General features: G+C 70.4%; 16 protein-coding genes. 12 read left to right on the top strand and 4 right to left on the bottom strand.

What is annotated here, in order from left to right; genetic code table 11:
- Positions 1 to 51 precede the first annotated feature (51 nt).
- The 3 genes from ACZZY9_RS08465 to ACZZY9_RS08455 all read right to left on the bottom strand — a co-directional run bounded on the left by ACZZY9_RS08465 (position 52) and on the right by ACZZY9_RS08455 (position 3954).
- A complete protein-coding gene (locus tag ACZZY9_RS08465; RefSeq protein ID WP_463463766.1) occupies positions 52 to 1410 on the bottom strand; it encodes an ABC transporter substrate-binding protein in 1359 nt (452 codons plus the stop codon).
- Positions 1411 to 1550: 140 nt separating this feature from the next.
- The gene (locus ACZZY9_RS08460) at positions 1551 to 2573 is read right to left on the bottom strand and encodes a LacI family DNA-binding transcriptional regulator (RefSeq protein WP_463463765.1); all 1023 of its coding nucleotides are present in this window, start codon (positions 2571 to 2573) and stop codon (positions 1551 to 1553) included.
- Between the two features lie 361 nt (positions 2574 to 2934).
- The gene (locus ACZZY9_RS08455; RefSeq protein ID WP_463464658.1) at positions 2935 to 3954 is read right to left on the bottom strand and encodes a LacI family DNA-binding transcriptional regulator; all 1020 of its coding nucleotides are present in this window, start codon (positions 3952 to 3954) and stop codon (positions 2935 to 2937) included.
- A gap of 148 nt (positions 3955 to 4102) precedes the next feature.
- Here ACZZY9_RS08455 and ACZZY9_RS08450 point away from each other — a divergent pair, with 148 nt between their 5' ends.
- The 12 genes from ACZZY9_RS08450 (at position 4103) to ACZZY9_RS08395 (ending at position 17687) form a co-directional block, all read left to right on the top strand.
- Positions 4103 to 5389, top strand: coding sequence for an ABC transporter substrate-binding protein (locus ACZZY9_RS08450; RefSeq protein ID WP_463463764.1), 1287 nt, complete (start codon positions 4103 to 4105; stop codon positions 5387 to 5389).
- A gap of 10 nt (positions 5390 to 5399) precedes the next feature.
- Entirely contained in the window at positions 5400 to 6434 is a 1035-nt protein-coding gene (locus ACZZY9_RS08445) for a carbohydrate ABC transporter permease (protein ID WP_192061258.1), read from the top strand.
- Positions 6431 to 7336, top strand: a complete 906-nt coding sequence (locus ACZZY9_RS08440; RefSeq protein WP_463463763.1) for a carbohydrate ABC transporter permease — start codon at positions 6431 to 6433, stop codon at positions 7334 to 7336. The genes ACZZY9_RS08445 and ACZZY9_RS08440 overlap by 4 nt, the downstream gene beginning before the upstream one ends.
- Positions 7333 to 9846 (top strand): beta-xylosidase/alpha-l-arabinosidase, encoded by a 2514-nt coding sequence (locus ACZZY9_RS08435; protein ID WP_463463762.1) that lies wholly within the window; start codon positions 7333 to 7335, stop codon positions 9844 to 9846. The genes ACZZY9_RS08440 and ACZZY9_RS08435 overlap by 4 nt, the downstream gene beginning before the upstream one ends.
- Positions 9847 to 10043: 197 nt before the next feature.
- Entirely contained in the window at positions 10044 to 10571 is a 528-nt protein-coding gene (locus tag ACZZY9_RS08430; RefSeq protein WP_463463761.1) for a hypothetical protein, read from the top strand.
- A gap of 86 nt (positions 10572 to 10657) precedes the next feature.
- A complete protein-coding gene (locus ACZZY9_RS08425; RefSeq protein ID WP_463463760.1) occupies positions 10658 to 11446 on the top strand; it encodes an ABC transporter ATP-binding protein in 789 nt (262 codons plus the stop codon).
- Positions 11443 to 12912, top strand: coding sequence for an ABC transporter permease (locus tag ACZZY9_RS08420; RefSeq protein ID WP_463463759.1), 1470 nt, complete (start codon positions 11443 to 11445; stop codon positions 12910 to 12912). Before ACZZY9_RS08425 ends, ACZZY9_RS08420 begins: the two co-directional genes overlap by 4 nt.
- Before the next feature lie 171 nt (positions 12913 to 13083).
- Complete coding sequence (locus ACZZY9_RS08415; protein ID WP_463463758.1) at positions 13084 to 14928, top strand: alpha/beta hydrolase; 1845 nt, start codon at positions 13084 to 13086, stop codon at positions 14926 to 14928.
- A gap of 11 nt (positions 14929 to 14939) precedes the next feature.
- Positions 14940 to 15632: a hypothetical protein gene (locus ACZZY9_RS08410; RefSeq protein WP_463463757.1), complete on the top strand. Its 693-nt coding sequence runs from the start codon at positions 14940 to 14942 to the stop codon at positions 15630 to 15632.
- 45 nt (positions 15633 to 15677) lie between these two features.
- On the top strand, positions 15678 to 16316 hold the full coding sequence (locus tag ACZZY9_RS08405; RefSeq protein ID WP_463463756.1) for a hypothetical protein: 639 nt from the start codon (positions 15678 to 15680) through the stop codon (positions 16314 to 16316).
- A gap of 45 nt (positions 16317 to 16361) precedes the next feature.
- Positions 16362 to 17003 carry a hypothetical protein gene (locus ACZZY9_RS08400; RefSeq protein WP_463463755.1) on the top strand — a complete coding sequence of 214 codons (642 nt, stop codon included), beginning with the start codon at positions 16362 to 16364 and terminating at the stop codon, positions 17001 to 17003.
- A 3-nt stretch (positions 17004 to 17006) separates the two neighbouring features.
- The gene (locus tag ACZZY9_RS08395) at positions 17007 to 17687 is read left to right on the top strand and encodes a hypothetical protein (protein ID WP_463463754.1); all 681 of its coding nucleotides are present in this window, start codon (positions 17007 to 17009) and stop codon (positions 17685 to 17687) included.
- 19 nt (positions 17688 to 17706) lie between these two features.
- On the opposite strand, the gene ACZZY9_RS08390 is transcribed toward ACZZY9_RS08395, so the two are convergent.
- On the bottom strand, positions 17707 to 18804 hold the full coding sequence (locus tag ACZZY9_RS08390; RefSeq protein ID WP_463463753.1) for a GTP-binding protein: 1098 nt from the start codon (positions 18802 to 18804) through the stop codon (positions 17707 to 17709).
- Between the last annotated feature and the right edge of the window lie 55 nt (positions 18805 to 18859).

Below are 18859 nucleotides of genomic sequence, written 5' to 3'. Positions count from 1 at the left end.
GGGTACGGGTCAGGGGCCGCCGACGAGCGGCGACCCCTGACTGTCGGGCGACTAGGAGGTGTAGCCGGCCTGGATCTCTTCGAGCACCGTCTCGGTGTCCGAGCCGTCGATCCAGTCGACCATGCCCTTCCAGAACGAGTCCGAGCCGACCGACTTGGGCATCAGGTCGGAGCCGTCGAAGCGGAAGGTGGTGTCGGTGCCCTGCAGGATCTCGACGGCGCTCTTCAGCAGGTCGCTGCCGGCGTTCTCGGGGTCGAGGCCCTGGTTGGCCGAGATGACTCCACCGAGGGAGACCCGGCTGTTGGCCCAGTCGGCGCTGGCGAGGTACGCCTGCACCTTGGCGGTGTCGTCGTCGTTCGAGAACGCGGCGACGAACTCGCCACCACCGGTGACGGCGGCGGGGTCGCCCTCTTCCATCGGCGGGGTGAGGAACGCCCACACGTCGCCGTCTTCAGCGACCGTGGCGGGCTGGCCGTCGGCGTTGTTCGCCGCGGTCAGGAAGCCCTCGAAGAACGAGGCCTGGTGGGTCAGCGCGCAGCTGCCGTTCGCGACGTTGGTCGCGACGTCGCCGAACGCGGTCGAGTTGATCGACTTGACGTCGCCGTAGCCGGCGTTGACCATCGACGGGTCTTGCAGGATGGTGCCGACCGAGTCGAACGCGGCCTTGATGTCGGGGTCGGTGAACTCGGTGTCGCCCGAGACCCACGAGTCGTAGGCGTCGGGGCCGGCCTCGCGCAGCACGAGGTCCTCGATCCAGTCGGTGCCCGGCCAGCCGGACGCCTCACCCGAGTTGAAGCCGGCGCACCAGGGCGCCTCGCCGCTCTTCTCCTGGATGGTCTTCGAGACCTCGACGAGCTCGTCGTAGGTCTTGGGGACCTCGACGCCCCACTCCTCGAACTTGGCGGGCGAGTACCAGACGTAGCCCTTGACGCTGGCCATCAGGGGGGCGCCGTACTGGGTGCCGTCGACCTGACCGTACTTCTGCCAGTCTTCGGACCAGCCGTCCTTGACGTTGGCGAGAGCCTCTTCAGGGAGCTCCTGCACCTTGCCGGACGAGACGGTGTCGGCGAGCAGACCGGGCTGCGGGAAGATCGCGAGGTCGGGGGTGTCGCCGCCCTGGACCTTGATGCCGATCTGCTTCTCGAACTCCTTGTCGCCCGTGTACTTGATCTCGATGTCGTTCTCGGCCTCCCAGTCGGCCCAGCTCTCTTCGAGCAGGGTCGCCTCGTCGCCGTTGATGGTGCCGTAGATGTTGACGACGCCGTCGGCCGTGCCGACCTCGGCGCCACCGCCGCCGCCCGCGTTCGGGTCGTTGGGGTCGGCGGTGCCGGAGCAGCCGACCATCAGGAAGCTGGATGCCGCCAGGATGGCCAGAGGGCCTGTGATCCGACGGTGCAGGGATGCTCGCATTGGTTTCTCCTCATTGAGTGCAAGACAGGCGACCGGTCGTGCTGTCAGCCGGTCTCCGCGACACGTCGTCGTCGACGCGCGTCGACGACGATCTTCACACAGCCTCAGGAGGCGCGCAACCGCATCGAGGGTCGCTCAGGTCACGGGCTCGTAACGGGTGCGGAGCTGCCTCGCACCGTCAGGCGGGGCGCGATCAACACGTGTGGCGCATCGTGCCGACGCCCCTCGATGCGGTCGACGAGGTCGTCGACGGCGGCCGCCGCGATCCGGATGCCGGGCGGGCTGACCGTCGTCAGCGGGGGCGACGTCATCTCCGCCGCGAGGTCGCCGATGCTGAGGGCGACGACGCTGATGTCGCGGGGGATCGACCGCCCGGCCGCGGCGGCCGACTGCACGAAGCCGGCGAGGGCCGTCTCGTTGAACGCGAGCACGGCCGTCGGTCGACTCGGCAGCCCGTCGAACACCTCGAACGCCGCGCGACCGCCGGGCACGGAGTTCTCGGCGAGATGCGTCTCGAGTCGCAGCCCGCGCTCGGCGGCGGGTCGCTGCAGGGCGCTGGTCGCGCGGTCGAGCGGACCCGAGCCCCGCTCGGGCGACGCGATGATCTGACTGAGGAAGAACACCCGCTCGTGCCCGAGATCGGCCAGATGGTCGACGGCCATCCGCCCGAGCGACTCGTAGTCGGCGTCGACGAACCACAGCCCGTCGGCGTCGTCGGGTCGGCCGATGTTGCTGAACGGCACGCCCGAGTCGGTCAGCACCGCGACCCGCGCGTCGCTCGCCGTCAGCTCCATCAGGATGACCCCGTCGACGAGCCCCTCGCTGACGAGGCTGCCGAGCCCGTCGACGTCGTTGATCGGATGCGACCAGAGGAGGAGGTGGTAGCCGCGTTCGCGCGCCCGATCGGTGGCCGCGGCGACGTACTCGAACTCCGACGACGTCACGCCCCGACGGCTGTACGGGTAGTGCAGCGCGAGGATCCCGCCGCGCGACCCGGCGAGCCCGCGGGCGAACGCGTTTGGCGTGTAGCTGAGGTCGGCCATGGCCTGCTCGACCCGCTGGCGCGTGCTGGCCGAGATCGTGCGGCGGCCGCTGATCGCGTACGAGACGGTGCTGGCCGACACCCCGGCGAGCCGCGCCACATCGTCTCTCGTCGCCGCCACGGCCTGCACCTCGCCTCGTCACGCCTCACGCGTCGCTCGAAGGAGAGGACGACGTCGTCCGGGCACCCGGGTGCCCTTCGTGGATCGTAGCCGGTGCGGCCCGCGAGGCCGGCACCGCGCCTCCTGCCGGTGCCTCCTGCCCGCGTGCCCCCGGCCCGCGCCGGCCTCCCGCCTGGCGCGCCTCCCGCCTCTCGCCCGCGCCTCCCGCCGACGTCCCGCCCAGCGATGAACCGCGTTCGCGAAGATGAACCGCGATAGAACGCGGTTCATCTTCGCGAACGCGGTTCATGGTTCGCCGGCAGCAGGCGCTGCGCGCGGGAGGCGCTGCGCGTGGCCGGTGCGGCGCGTGGCCGGTGCGGCGTCAGGCGCCGCGCGCAGCGGCCGGCGGGGCGGTCGTGCCGCGCACGACCAGGCGCGTCGGCAGCTGCACCTCGGGCGTCGTCGGCGCACCACCCTCGAGCATCGTGAAGAGCATGCCCGCCGCGGCGCTCCCGAGCCGCTGCATCGGCTGCTGCACGGTGGTCAGCGGCGGGGACTCGCGCGACGCCTCGGGGATGTCGTCGAAGCCGACGATGCTGAGGTCGTCGGGCACGCGCAGTCCGAGCTCGAGCGCCGTGCGCAGCAGCGCGATCGCCGACAGGTCGTTCGTCGCGAACACGGCGGTCGGCCGGTCGGCCTGGGTCAGCAGCGAGCGGGCGGCCTGCCGCGCCGTCGTCAGCTCGAAGTCGCCGTGCCGGGTCAGGCAGGGGTCGCGAGTGATGCCCGCCGCCCGCAGCGCCTGCACGTAGCCGGCCTCGCGCAGCGACGCCGAGCGCAGGTCGGGGCGCCCCGACAGGAACCCGATGCGGCTGTGTCCGAGCGCCAGCAGGTGCTCGACGGCGAGCAGGGCCCCGCCTCGGCTGTCGGCCTCGACGGAGGGCAGGTCGGTGCGACCGGTGTGCGGGTCGACGGCCACGACCGGGATGCTCACGGTCGTGGTCAGCACCGACGGCGTCACGAGGATGGCCCCGTCGATCAGCGTGCCGCTCAACCGGCTGAGCGACCGGCGCTCCCACCCGCTGTTCTCGCCGTGGTGGGCGCCGCTGTAGGCGAGCAGGTCGTACTCCGAGCCGCGCGAGCGGACGGCCGCGCCGACGCCCTTGAGCACCTCCGAGCTGAACGGCTCGAAGTCGGCGACGAGCACGCCGATCACCCCGGTGCGCCGGGCGCGCATGCTGCTCGCGACGAGGCTCGACTCGTAGCCGAGCTCGTCGACCGCGGCCATGACGCGCTCGATCGCCTGGGGCGAGACCCCGTACCGCCCGTTGACGGCCTTCGACACGGTCGCCGTCGAGACGCCGGCGGCCTTCGCCACGTCGTGGATGGTCACCCGACTCGTCATCACGAGCCGAATCCTAGTCACGTCGAAATGGTTTTCGAAAACGTTTGACACCTGCGCAGCCGTTTTCGACACTGAGGCGACGCCGCGCATCGGAGCACGGCGCGCTCGGCCGACCACGGCCGCTCAACGAAGAGGAAAAGGTGGAACCATGACCACATCTCGACGGCTCCTGGCCGGGTCTGCGGCCCTGCTGATCGGAGCGGGACTGCTGACCGGCTGCAGCACCGGAGGAGGCGGGGGAGACGACGACGGCTCGCTCACCCTCTGGCAGAACTCGACCACCGGCCCCGGGCAGGACTTCTGGGTGAAGGCCGCGGCCGACTTCGAGGAGGCCAACCCCGACGTGACGATCGATGTCCAGACCGTGCAGAACGAGGACTTCGACAGCAAGCTGCAGACCGCCCTGAACTCGGGCGACGCGCCCGACGTGTTCCTCCAGCGCGGCGGCGGCAAGCTCTCGGCGATGGTCGAGGCCGGCCAGGTGAAGGACATCAGCGACAGCATCTCGGACGACGCCCGGGCCGACATCAGCGAGGGCACCTTCGGCGCCGGCTCGGTCGACGGCAAGGTCTACTCGATGCCCGTCGCCGTGCTGCCCGGGGGCTTCTGGTACAGCCAGGATCTCTTCTCCGAGGCCGGCATCGACGCGGCGCCGACCACGATCGACGAGCTCGACGACGCGGTCTCGAAGCTGAAGGACGCCGACGTGCAGCCCGTCGCGCTCGGCGGCAAGGACGCCTGGCCCGCCGCGCACTGGTACTTCTTCTTCGCCCTGCGCGCCTGCAGCAGCGACGTGCTCGAGCAGGCCGCGACCGACCGCGACTTCAGCGACCAGTGCTGGGTCGACGCCGCCCAGGATCTCGCCGACTTCCGTGACACCGAGCCGTTCAACGAGGGCTTCCTCACCACGGCCGCCCAGCAGGGCGCCGGCAGCTCGGCCGGCCTCATCGCCAACAAGCAGGCCGGCATGGAGCTGATGGGCGCCTGGAACCCCGGCGTCATCGCCTCGTTGACCCCCGACGAGAAGCCGCTGCCCGACCTGGGCTGGTTCCCGTTCCCCGAGGTCGAGGGCGGCGACGGCGAGACCGGCGCCATCATGGGCGGCGTCGACGGGTACTCGTGCTCGACCGATGCTCCCGACTCGTGCGTCGACTTCCTCAACTACCTGGCGACCCCCGACGTGCAGACGGCCTACTACAAGGCCTTCAACGCGCCTCCGGTCAACACGGTCGCTCAGGAGTCGGTCACCGAGCCCTACCTGCAGGACGTCCTGGCCGCCTACAACGACGCCCCGTTCGTGTCGCAGTGGCTCGACACCGTCTACGGCCTGAACGTCGGCAACGCGATGAACGTCGCCGTGGTCGACCTGCTCTCGGGCGACGGCACGCCCGAGCAGTTCGTCGAGGCCGTCGACGCCGCCGCCAAGAAGGCGTAGGGGTCGCATCGTGAGTCTCCGCGAACCCTCCGTGCGGCCCGCCGCACCCTCGCGGGCTCACGCCACCGCCGGGGGCGATGCGCTCGCATCGCCCCCGGCGGCCTCCCGGGCCGTGTCCCGGAAGGGGCGTGGCGCCCGGGGTCTCGAGATCGCCCTGCTCGTCGGACCCGCCCTCGTGGTGTTCCTGGCGTTCGTGGTGTTCCCGATCGTCATGGCCGCCTACTACGGCTTCTTCAGCTGGTCGGGCTTCGGGGCGCCGACCGACTTCGTCGGGTTCCGCAACTACCTGACGATCTTCCAGGACGTCGCGTTCCTCGACGCCCTCCGCCACAACGCGACCATCGTGGTGCTCTCGCTCGTGCTGCAGGGCCCGGTCGCGATCGGTCTGGCGCTGCTGCTGAACCGGAAGCTGCGCGGTCAGTCGCTGATCCGCGTGCTGATCTTCGTGCCCTACGTCATCAGCGAGGTCGTCGTCGGCACCGGCTGGAGCCTCATGCTCCAGGGCAGCGGCGCCGTCAACGACATGCTGACGAAGATCGGCCTCGGCTCGCTCGCGCAGGACTGGCTCGCCGACCCGAGCATCGCCATCTGGACCCTGCTCGTCATCATCACCTGGAAGTACGTCGGCTTCGCCGTCATCCTGTTCCTCGCCGGTCTGCAGGGCGTCCCCGAGGAGCTCAGCGAGGCCGCGGCCATCGACGGCGCGAGCTGGTGGCAGATCCAGCGCCGCATCACGCTGCCGCTGCTCGGACCGACGCTGCGCATCTGGGCGTTCCTGTCGATCATCGGCTCGCTGCAGCTGTTCGACCTCGTCTACATCATCTGGGGTCAGTACATCGCGGCCACCGCCGGCACCTCGACGATGGCCACCTACATGGTCGCGAACGGCCGCACCTCGGGCAGCTACGGCTACGGCAACGCCGTCGCGGTCGTGCTGTTCCTCATCTCGCTCGTCGTCGCCCTCGTCTACCAGCGCTACGTGCTGCGTCGCGACACGGCCGGCGCCGTGACGACCTCCGCCACCACCGCAGGAGAAGAACGATGACCGCCTCGACCCTCACCGCGCCTCCTCGGGGCCGCGGGTCCGCCTCCACCGACGACCGACCGCCGAAGCGCAGGAGGCGCGGGATCGCCGATCCCGGACGCGGCGTCGCGTACGTGGTCGCCCTGGTCGTCATCGTGGCGATGCTCGCGCCCGTCGCGTTCATCGTGCTCGGCGGGTTCCGCACGAACGCGCAGATCACGACCGACCCGTCGGGGTTCCCGAGCCCGTGGCAGATCGGCAACTACCTCGACGTGCTGACCGAGGGCACGTTCTGGCGGCAGGTCGGCAACTCGCTGATCTCGGCCGGGGCGACCACCATCGGCACCGTCGCGCTCGGTCTCGCCGCGAGCTACGTGCTCGCCCGCTACCGCTTCGCCGGTCGCGGTGTGCTCTACGCGATGTTCGCCGCCGGGCTGATGTTCCCGATGACCGTCGCGATCACGCCGCTGTACCTCGTCATCCGCGACCTGGGGCTGACGAACTCGCTGGCCGGCGTCATCCTGCCGCAGATCGCTTTCGCCCTGCCGACGACGATCATCATCCTCGTGCCGTTCCTCCGCGCGATCCCCGACGAGATCGAGGAGGCCGCGTTCATCGACGGCTGCAGCCGCCTCGGCTTCTTCTTCCGCATGGTCGTGCGCCTGTCGCTGCCCGGCGTGATCACCGTGGGCATCCTGGCGTTCATCGGAGCGTGGAACTCGTATCTGCTGCCGCTGTTCATCCTCAACGACCCGTCGACGTTCACCCTGCCGCTCGGCGTGCAGGCGTTCTCGTCGCAGTACTCGGTCGACACCGCCCGGGTGCTCGCCTTCACGGCGCTGTCGATGCTGCCCGCGCTGATCTTCTTCAGCCTCTTCGAGCGCCGCATCGTCGGCGGACTCACCGGGGCGGTCAAGGGATGACCGCCGCCGACACCGTCACCGAGACGGTGCAGAACCCCTCAGACCAGGAGGCGCGAGCCGACATGACCGACACCGCCCAGCGACCGCAGTCCATCGCGACCGATACGGCCGAGGCGACCCTCCTGCGGGGCGAACCCCGTGCCTCCGGCCGGGTCTCCGCTCTGCTCGCCGACATGACCCTCGACGAGAAGCTCGCGCAGCTGGTCGGCTGGTGGGTCGACCAGGGGGCCGAGAACGTGGCGCCGATGCAGGGCGAGATGGCCACCTCGGGCGACTACGAGGCGGCCACCCGGCACGGGCTCGGGCACCTGACGCGGGTCTACGGGACGCGACCGGTCGACCCCGTCGAGCGCGCCTCCTGGTTGTGGCGCGAACAGCGTCGCCTGCGCGACGAGACCCGTCTCGGCATCCCGGCCCTCGTGCACGAGGAGTGCCTGACCGGGCTCGCCGCCTGGCAGGCCGCGACCTTCCCGACGCCGCTCGCCTGGGGCGCCTCGTTCGACCCCGAGCTGGTCGAGCGGATGGCCGAGCTGATCGGCGGGTCGATGCGCGAGCTCGGCGTGCACCAGGGGCTCGCACCCGTGCTCGACGTGATCCGCGACCCGCGCTGGGGGCGGGTGGACGAGTGCATCGCCGAGGACCCGTACGTGGTGGGCACCATCGGCACCGCGTATGTGAGGGGACTGCAGAACGCGGGGGTGCATGCGACGCTGAAGCACTTCGTCGGGTACTCGGCGTCGGCGGCGGGGCGCAACCACGCACCGGCGCAGATCGGGCCGAGGTTCGTCGAGGACGTCCTGCTGCCGCCGTTCGAGATGGCCGTGCTCGACGGCGGGGTCCGCTCGGTGATGAACTCGTACGCGGAGATCGACGGGGTGCCCGTCGCCGGGACCCCGTCGTATCTGACCGATCTGCTGCGCCGCCGGTGGGGGTTCGACGGCGTCGTCGTGTCGGACTACTTCTCGGTGGCGTTCCTCCAGGTGATGCACGCGGTCGCCGCCGACCGGGGCGAGGCCGCCGCGCTGGCCCTCGAGGCCGGCATCGACGTCGAGCTGCCGACCGGCGACGCGTACCTCGAGCCGCTGGCCGAGCGGGTGCGCGCCGGGCTGGTCGACGAGGCGCTGGTCGATCGTGCCGTGCTGCGCGTGCTCGCGCAGAAGGAGGAGCTCGGCCTGCTCGACGAGACCTTCGAGACGCCGCCGCCCACCGCGTTCGACCTCGACTCGGGCGAGCACCGCGTCGTCGCACGGCGACTGGCGGACGAGTCGGTCGTGGTGCTGACGAACGACGGGGTGCTGCCGCTGGTGGGTGCGGGTGCTGGTGCGGGTGCGTGTGCTGGTGCTGGGGCTGGCCCGGCCTCGGTCGCGGTGCTCGGGCCGAACGGCGACAGCGCCGAGGCCCTGATGGGCTGCTACTCGTTCGTCAACCACGTGCTGGCGCACCACCCCGGTGTGCCGCTCGGCATCGAGCTGCCGACCGTAGCCGACGCGCTGCGGCTCGAGCTGCCGGGCGCCGACGTCACGGTCGTGGCGGGCTGCGACGTCGAGGGCGACGACCGGTCGCGCATCGACGAGGCCGTGGCCGCCGCCCGCGACGCCGAGGTGGCGATCGTGGTGGTCGGCGACCGCGCCGGCCTGTTCGGTCGCGGCACCGTCGGCGAGGGCAACGACGTCGAGAGCCTCGAGCTGCCGGGGGTGCAGCGTGACCTGGTGGAGGCGGTCGTCGCCACCGGCACGCCCGTGGTGATGGTCGTGCTGTCGGGGCGGCCCTATGCGATCGGGTGGGCGGTCGGAGGCGCGGGGGCGCCGGCGGCCGTCGTGCAGGCGTTCTTCCCGGGGGAGGAGGGCGGCGCCGCCGTCGCGGGCGTCCTCACCGGGAGCGTGGAGCCCTCGGGTCACCTGCCCGTGTCGCTGCCCCGTTCGGCCGGAGCCCAGCCGTTCTCGTACCTGCACCCCGTGCTCGGCGGCCCCTCCGAGGTGACGAGCGCCGACAGCACCCCGGTGCTGCCGTTCGGCCACGGGCTGTCGTACACGACGTGGGAGCGGACCGACCTGGTGGTCGGCTCGGCCGGCTCGGCGGGTTCGGCCGGCTCGGCCGGTTCGTCGGGTTCGGCCGGCTCGGCCGTGGAAGTGGCCGCCGGAGGCTCGTTCACCGCCTCGGTGCGCGTCGCCAACACGGGCGACCGGCGCGGCACCGACCTCGTGCAGCTCTACGCCCGCGACGTGATCGGCTCGGTCACGAGGCCGGTCGCGCAGCTGCTCGGATACGCCCGGGTGACGCTCGAACCGAATCAGGAGGCGCGGGTCGAGTTCGACGTGCCCACCACCCGTCTGGCGTTCACCGACCGGCACGGCCGACGGGTCGTCGAGCCCGGCGACGTCGAGCTGTGGGTGGGCCCGTCGTGCGACGCCCGCGAGACGGAGGCGCGCCTCCTGCTCACCGGCGACGTGCACCCGGTCGCCCTGACCGACCCCCGCCTCGTCGGGGTCGAGGTCGCGCCCCTGGCCTGACCTCCTGCTGCTCCTCGCCGCGCCATGAACCGCGTTCGCGAAGATGAACCGCGATGTATCGCAGTTCATCTTCGCGAACGCGGTTCTTCGGTACAGCGGCGGCGGCCGCGCCGCGAGCAGCCAGGGGGATAACCCCCGCGCGGGTCTGGGTGCGGGCGTCATAGGGCCGCGCGGCACGCGTCGCGAGGATCGTAGGCATGGAAGATCACGCCGCCACCACCACGCCCACCACCACCCGCCGCCGTCTGCGCGCCGGGGCGCTCGCCGCCCTCGGGGTCGCCGGCATCGCCGCCCTGACCGGCTGCTCGTCGATGGTCAGCGCCGCCGAGGAGGCCCTCGGCAGCGAGCAGGTGCAGCAGCGCCACTACGACGCCTACGCCGACGCTCCGAGCTCGCGCACCTCCGACGACGTCGCCTGGTTCATGCCCGACTGGGTGCCCGCCGACGCCCGCGACATCGACGTGCGCCTCGACACCGAGCAGCCCGGTTACGAGCTGTCGTTCACCTCGGCGGAGGGTGTCGACCTCGACGCCTGCGAGCCCGTCGACGGCGATCTCGGCGGACCGGCCATGCCGACCGAGACGCTGCCGCAGCCCCTCCCGACGACCGGTCTCGTGTCGTGCGGCGACGGTCGCGTGACCGCCTCCGTCGACGACCGCTGGGCCAGCTGGACCACCGCCGAGGCCGTGCCCGGCGACGACGGCGGCAGCACGCTGCGTCGCTGACCCGCGCCTCCGCGCCGCCGACCCGCGCCTCCGCGCCGGTGCCGACCCGCGCCTCCTCGACCCCTCTCTCCGACAGGACCCCCCTCATGACCCACCCCGCAGCCCACCCCGCCACCCCCACGAGCCGAGGAGGCGCGGCGCCCGTCGCCCGCGTCGAGAACGTCACGAAGTCGTTCGGCCTCGGCGACGGCCGCGTCGACGCTGTGCGAGACGTGTCGCTCGACCTCCGCGCCGGGCAGTTCACCGCCGTGATGGGCCCGAGCGGATCGGGCAAGTCGACGCTCATGCACATCACCGCCGGGCTCGACCAGGCGACCTCGGGCCGGGTGATGCTCGGCGACACCGACATCACGCGCCTCGACGACACCCAGCTGACGCTGCTGCGCCGCCGCCGGATCGGCTTCGTCTTCCAGGCGTTCAACCTCGTGCCCACGCTCGACGTGTCGGCCAACATCGAGCTGCCGTTCCGGCTCGACGGCCGCCGCGCCTCCGTCGAGGAGCGCGCCTGGATCGACTGGCTCGTCGGCACCCTCGGCCTCGACTCGCGTCTGACGCACCGACCGCACCAGCTCTCGGGCGGACAGCAGCAGCGCGTCGCGATCGCCCGCGCGCTCGCCACCCGGCCCGACCTGATCTTCGCCGACGAGCCCACGGGCAACCTCGACTCGAAGGCCGGCCGCGACGTGCTCGAGGTGCTGCGCACCGCCTCGCGCGACCACGGCCAGAGCATCGCCATGGTCACCCACGACCCCGTCGCGGCGAGCTACGCCGACCGCGTGGTGTTCCTCGCCGACGGACGCATCGTGCACGAGGTCGGCGCCAGCACGCCGGCCGAGATCTCGCAGGTCATGCTCGAGCTGGAGCGTGCCGCGTGAGCGCCGCGACGGTCGACCGCGCCGGTGCCCGCGGCTCTGCGCCCACCGGAGCCCGTACCGGAGCCCGCTCCGCCCTCCGCGACCAGCTGCTCGAGCACCGCCCCAGCGTGCTCGTCGCCGCGCTCGGCACCACGTTCGGCGTCGCGCTGCTCTCGGTGTCGCACGTCTTCGAGCAGCTGATCGCGTCCGACCCGGCGGTCGCGGCCAGCGGCACCGTGTCGACGATGCTCGACCTCGTCGCGTCGGTCTTCGTCGGGCTGGCCCTCTACGTCGGCGCGATCGTGACGGCCAACACCTTCACCACGGTGGTCGCCGGTCGCACGCCGACGATCGCCCTGATGCGCCTGCTCGGCTCGTCGGCCCGAGACCAGCGTCGGGTCGTCGCCCGCGAGGGGCTCGTCGTCGGCGTCGCCGGTGCGCTGATCGGCGTCGTCGTCGGCACCCTGCTGGTCGTCGTCGCCGTCGGCGTGCTGGTGGCCCGCGGCACCCTGCCCGACCTCGACTACTCGTACGTCTCGATCGGCGGGCTCGTGCCGGCCGTCGCCGTCGTCGCGACCACGGTCGCCGCCGCCTGGATCGGCTCGCGTCGCGTGCTGCAGGTCACTCCGCTGCAGGCCACGGGCGTCGTGCAGGAGGAGCCGGTCGGCTCGCGCCCCCGCCGGGTGCTCCGCACGGTGCTGGCGGCGCTGCTCGTCGTCGGGGGCGGCGTGCTGCTGCTCGCCGGGGTGCTCATGGGGCTCGCGAACGAGGCCGGCGTGCTCGTCGCCTTCGCCGGCGGGGTCCTCTCCTTCTCGGGTGTCGTCGTCGGCGCCCACACGGTGATGCCCGCCGGGCTCGCCGCGGTCGGCCGCCTGTTCGGCTCGGGTCAGGTGGCGCGCCTGGCCGCCGAGAACGCCGTGCGTCAGCCCGAGCGCAGCACCCGGGCGACGATCGGCATCGTGATCGGCGTGACCCTGGTGACGACGATGTCGGTGGCGCTCGAGACGCTCCGCAGCTTCATCGGCAGCATCGAGCAGGACCCTGCCTACGCGGCCGAGCTCGACACCATGTTCACGACGACGCTGCTCGTCATGGCGGGCCTCGTCGGCTTCTCGGCCGTGATCGCCGCGGTCGGCATGGTGAACGACATGTCGCTCAGCGTGCTGCAGCGGCGGCGCGAGCTGGGGCTGCTGCGCGCCGTCGGGTCGACGGTGGGCCAGATCCGCGGGATGATCCTGCTCGAGGCGGCGCAGATGGCCGTCACGGCGATCGTCGTCGGGGTCGTGCTCGGCACCGTCTACGGCTGGGCCGGGGCGCAGTCGCTGCTCGGGGCCGCCAACCAGGGGATGCTCATCGCGCCGACGCTGCCCGTGCCGCTGCTCGTCGGGCTGGCGCTGACGGCAGCGGTGCTGGCCGGGGTGGCGGCGCTCGTGCCGGCTCGCCGGGCGACCTCGGTGACCCCGGTCGAGGCGCTCGCCGCCCGCTGAGCCGCGCCGCGCCTCCTCGGCTCGCACTGCACCCCGTTTTCGGCGCTGCACCCCGATAGATGGGGGTGTGGCGCCGAAAACGGGGTGTCGCAGGAGGCGCGGGGGACGCGGGCGGACGGGGTGTACCTTCAGGGGCACAGACAAGTGGGTTCACACGGGGGTGTGGTGGGCATGACGACGATCGAGTTCGACGATGGCGCGGCCGATGCGTTGATCGCTGCGGCGGACGGGGCGTCGAGCGACCTGCGCACGCAGGCGATGGCCAACAGGGTGCAGGTCGAGTCGGTGGTGCTCGACTTCGCGGGCGCCTACGCGACGCTGTTCACTGAGGCCAGCACCGTGCGATCCGAAGACACGCAGAAACTCGCCGGTGTGATGTCGGATCTGAGCGGTGCCGTGGGGACGGCCAAGCAGGAGGCCGAGAGGGAGCGCCAGCGCTTGCGCGACGTCGCCAGCTGGGCCACGCGGGAGGCCGCGCGTGAAGAGCAGCGCGCTTCGGGGGACCTCCTGCAGGGGGCGTCGGCTTTCGCCACCTCCCTGACGGACCCTCGCCCCAGCGATGCGGCGGTCAAACCGAAGCCGATCGCGGCGTCGTTCAGTGCTCGAGTGCGCAACCGGACGAGTGGCGGTTCCTCGGGCGGGACGTCGTCGGCCGATCCCGATCTCCTTCGGACTTTCGCTGCCGCGGGCCGAGCGTCGGACCTGAGCTCGGCGCAGCACGTGATCCAGATGAAGAACGCTTGGGCCGGCTTCACATCAGCGTGTTCGTGGGTGCCGATCGACTCGTCGACGGCGATATCGAGTCTTGACGTGCTGATGACCGAGAACGCGGCGGACTCGACGTGGCTCGACGGAATCGCGGCGGCGTTCGAGGAGGCGGGGGGCGGTTCGCTTCCGGACCTCAGCCTCGACTCGGTGGCGGTCACGTCCGCCTCGCCCGCGCTCACGAAGCTGCTGCAGCCGGGCCTCACGCCGGCGGAGGTGGCGGAGGCTTATGCGCAGCTGCCGCAGACCGACGACTACATCTCCGGGTTGCCGCTGGCGACCCAATATCTGTTCGCGAACCTCGACGGCGTGCCCGCGTCGAAGCGCGACATAGCGGCGAGAGCCGTGCTGGACGCCGCTGTCGAGGATCCGGAGCGGGTCTATCAGCTGATGGGCTTCGATGGGGACAGAAACCAGGGGCTCCCGGCCTTCGAGGAGCAGGTGAAGGCGCTCAGCGATGCCTTGGACGACGCGGATGAACGGGCACGGTACCTCCCGGGGGAACAGGTCGATAAGGTGGCGCAACTCGTCGGATTCGGTGAACATGACGGGGCCCTCGTGGCTGCGATCTCGTTGGGGAACGTCGAGACGGCGTCGAATGTGACAGTCAATGTGCCGGGAATGGACTCCGATGCCGCTGGCCTGTCGAGTTCGGTCAAGGCCTCAGAGCAATTGATCACAGCCGCCTTCGACGAGAACAGGCACGAGTCTTACGCCGTCGTTTCGTGGTTCGGCTACAACTCCCCAAACAAGGGCGAAGTGGCGTTCTCCGCCAGGGCGTCATCCGGCGCTTCTGAGCTGGCCTCGTTCTTAGACGGTGTGCACGACAGCAGGGCCGGCAACGCACCGGATTCTGTGACCGTCATGGCTCACTCTTATGGTTCGACGACGACCTCAGAGGCCCTCTTGCTCACGCAGAACCCGGTTGATTCGTTCATCTCTTACGGTTCTGTGGGTCTGACGGATAAGGCTACGGTCGAAGAGCTGAATGCTGACGGAGTATTCTCCACGCTCGCCGCCGGTGACGGCCTCGCCCCATTCGGGCTGTGGCTCGGGCAGAACAGCCGGACTGATCCATCGGAGGTTCCAGGGGTGCAGCAATTCTCATCTGAGGGCGGACCGGGGACCGAAGCCGTCACCCAGCACAACATGTGGACGGACTCCGAGTCCGACCAGACGGGATACCTTGCTGCCGATTCGACATCCCTCATGACTATCTCGCAGATCGTAGCCAACGGAAGACCGGACTGATGAATCGAGCCATGAGACCGAGCCTGCATCATCGCGTCGCCGCTGTGGTGTCGACGCTCTTGGTGATCGCGATGACAGGATGCGCCGCGAGCGCAGGGAATGGAGATGACGTGTCGGGACAGGACGTTCGGGATGCCGCGGGGATGACTCAGTCGGAGGTGGCCGAGATGACGCTGGAGGACGAGTTCGGGTTGGCCTCGGAGCGCTACGTCGAGATGCAGGGTGTGCTCGAGGAGGCGCAACTCCAGATCTCGGACGGCTCGTGGTTCTGGAACGGTGGCGATGTGCTTCCTGTCGCAGCGGGGGCCGACGCGTTCGGTGAGCCGCTGCCTGGTGCGGACGATGACAACTCGTACTTCTTCACAGCGGGGAGGATTCTCGAGCCGGAGGGTGCCGAGGGTGAGCGGGCGGATCTCGATCCGATGATCGCGTATTTCGACGAGAAGGGCTGGGAGTCGGGTAGCCGCGAGATCGGCCGCAATTTCGAGGCGAGAGCCGACAGCGGTGACGGGTGGTGGGTCACCTATACGGTTCGTCCGAACGGCCAGTACTCCCTCGCCGTGTACAGCGAGCCGTTCTGGACGAACGACTCGCGTGCGTTGTTCTCGGCGATCGCCGATCGTGATCCGGCCGATTTCCCGCAGGAGTCCGTGCCGGGTGAGTACTCGCCGTTCCCGTCGTGGAGCGACCCGGTTCAGCCGTAGATCATGCTGCGATCTGGGGGTGTTCTTCGAGCGGTGGTGCTGTCTGTGGTGACGGTGCTCGCGGTGGCGGGGTGCGCCTCCGGGGCGGGGGCGGCAGGCGAGGATGCACGGGACGCGGCGGGGTTGACGCAGGCAGAGGTCGCCGGGCTGTCGCTCGAGGACGAGTTCGCTCTTGCTTCCGAACGCTATGCAGAGATGCAGTCTGTGCTCGAGGAGGCGCAGGTCCAGGTGTCAGACGGTGCGTGGCAGTGGAACGGCGGTGAAGTCTTGCCGGTCACTGGAGGGCCGGATGCCTCGGGCGAGCCCCTACCGGGCGCGGACGAGTCGAATAGCTACCTGTTCAGAGCAGGGCGGATCCTGGAGCCGCAAGGTGCCACGGGTGCCCGAAGCGATCTTGACCCGATGATCGAGTACTTCGACGAGAAGGGCTGGAAGTCGGGGAGTCGCGAGGTCGCCGGCGAATACGAGACGAGGGCCGACACCGGTGAAGGTTGGTGGCTCTCTTACACCGTGCGTCCGAACGAGCAGTACTCGTTGGCGATCGACAGCGAGGTGTTCTGGACGAACGACTCGAGTGAGCTGCGTCTGGCGATCGGCAAGCGGGATGTGACGCCGTTCCCAGAGGAATCTGTCCCTGGTGTCTTCGAGCCGTTCCCGTCGTGGACCGATCCGGTGCAGCCGTAGAACATGGTGATGCGTGGGGGTGTTCTTCGAGCGGTGGTGCTGTCGGTGGTGACAATGTTCGCGGTGGCGGGGTGCGCCTCCGGGGCGGGGGCCGCTTTCGGCGGCGAGCCTCCCGACGTGGCGGGGTTGACGCAGGCGGAGGTCGCCGGGATGTCGCTGGAGGACGAGTTCGGGTTGGCATCGGAGCGGTACGTCAAGATGCAGGGCCTGCTCGAGGAGGCGCAGCTACAGATCTCAGACGGCTCGTGGGTCTGGATCGGTGGTGATGTGCTCCCGGTCATGGGTGGGGCCAATGCGTACGGTGAGGCGCCTGAGGGTGCCAACGAGGACAACAGCTACTACGTCCGTACCAGCCGAAACGTCAAACTGAAGGGGACGACGGGCGAGCGTGCCGATCTCGATCCGATGATCCAGTACTTCGACGAGAAGGGCTGGGAGTCGGGCAGCATGAAGATCGGCCGAAACTACGAGGCCAGGGCGGACACCGGTGACGGGTGGTGGGTCATGTACACGGTGAGGCCCAACGGGCAGTACACGGTGGATGTGTACAGCGAGGTGTTCTGGACGAACGACTCGAGTGAGCTGCGTCTGGCGATCGGCAAGCGGGACGTGACACCGTTTCCGCGCGAGTCTGTGCCGGGCGAATACGAACTGTTCCCCTCGTGGAGCGATCCGGTTCAGCCTTAGTTCATGATCAGACCTGGGGGTGTTCTTCGAGCCGTAGTGCTGTCAGTGGTGACGGTGCTCGCGGTGGCGGGGTGCGCCTCCGGGGCGGGGTCGACAGGCGAGGATGCACGGGACGCGGCGGGGTTGACGCAGGCAGAGGTCGCTGGGATGTCGCTGGAGGACGAGTTCGGGTTGGCTGCGGAGCGGTATTCGGAGATCGAGTCCGTGCTCGAAGAGGCGCAGCTGCAGGTGTCGGATGATGCGTGGCGGTGGAATGGCGGGGATGTGCTGCCCAGTGCGGGCGGCCCGGGGTCGTTCGGTGAGCCTCTGCCCGGCGCGGATGGAGACAACAGCTATTACTTCCGAGCAGGCCGATCGCTCCGGCCCGACGGTGCCAGTGGTGCGGTCGCTGGTCTCGAGCCGATGAGCTCGTACTTCGATGAGAAGGGGTGGAAGTACGGCACCCGCGAGAGCGGCACGAAAAGCGAGGTGCGCGCTGACACGGGTGATGGCTGGTGGCTGACGTACACGGTGCGTGACAACGGGCAGTACTCGTTGGTCGTGTACAGCGAGCTGTACTGGACGAACGACGCGGGCGAGTTGCGACTAGCGATCGGCAAGCGGGACGTGACTCCGTTCCCTGAGGAGTCCGTGCCGGGCGAGCATGAGCCTTTCCCCACGTGGAGCGACCCGGTTCAGCCGTAGACCTCGCCCTACCTCGGCCTCAGCCGGCGGCCCAGACCGGGAACGGGTCGACGAAGTCCCGCCATTCGGCCGGATCCCGCAGGAGTTCGGCGTCGCTCAGGAGGCACGAGTCCAGCTCACGACGGATCGTCGCCACGTCGAGATCCAGACCGAAGAACGCGATCTGCTGACCGTGCGGCGAGTCCGGGTGCCACGACGGGCTCGACGTGGGGTCGAGGCTCAGCATCTGCCCGATGCTCGACCACGACCCGACCCGGTCGCACCGCGTGGCGAACTGGGTGAACCCGCGCGATCGCAGCACCGTCCCCACGGCCCCCGGTGCGAAGGTGCGCTCGACGACGGCGGCGAGGCGCTCGGGGTGGAACGGGCGCTCGTCACGGTAGACGTAGGTCGTGATCGTCCCGTCGTGGGTGAGGTCGGGGGTGTGCTCCGAGAGGGCCTGCATCCAGCCGGCTGCGCTGCCGAGGTGAGCCGCGCCTCCTCGGGTCGCCAAGGAGGCGCGGGTCACCTCGTCGACGGGCAGCACCGCCGCCTCGGGTGCGAGCCTCGCCAGCAGCCGCTCGAGCGTCCGGCGGTCGGCGGTGGGCACGGCGTCCGTGTCGGCGAGGGCGACGACGGTTGCGTACTCGACCAGTTCGACGACGTGCTCGGCGGCGCGGAACCGGTCGTCGACACCGCCCAGCGCCAGCTCGGCGAGGTCGACCGCGCTGACGACGGAGACGACGTGCTGCAGCAGCGACCGGCCGTCGGGCAGCCCCAGATCGGCGTCGAGCAGCGCGCCGAGCATCAGCCCGGTGGTCCGCAGCGGCGTGCCGGGCTCGACCGAGGCGACGATGTCGACCGCGGCGCCGTCGTGGGCGAGGTCGAGTGCGAGTCGGTGGACGGTGTCGACGGCGGTGTGCGGGTCGGGACCTGGTGCTGGCCTGAGGTCGAGGTCGAGGTCGAGGTCGAGGTCGGGTCGGGGCTCGGGCTGGCGCTCGCGCTCGGTGGAGAGTCGTCGGCCGGCGGGGCCGGCGAGCTCGTCGGCGAGGCGGTCGACGAGGGCGGGGCTCTGGCCGCCGACGAGGACGACTCCCCGGTGTCGCGAGAGCCGAGGGGTGGGCAGCGGTTCAATCATGCCCCTAAGCTAAGTGATAACCGTTCTCAGTAACAAGCTGGGGACGCTGATGAAG

It is taken from the genome of Frigoribacterium sp. AC394, assembly GCF_979258095.1.
This window is presented reverse-complemented; position numbering and strand designations above follow the sequence as displayed.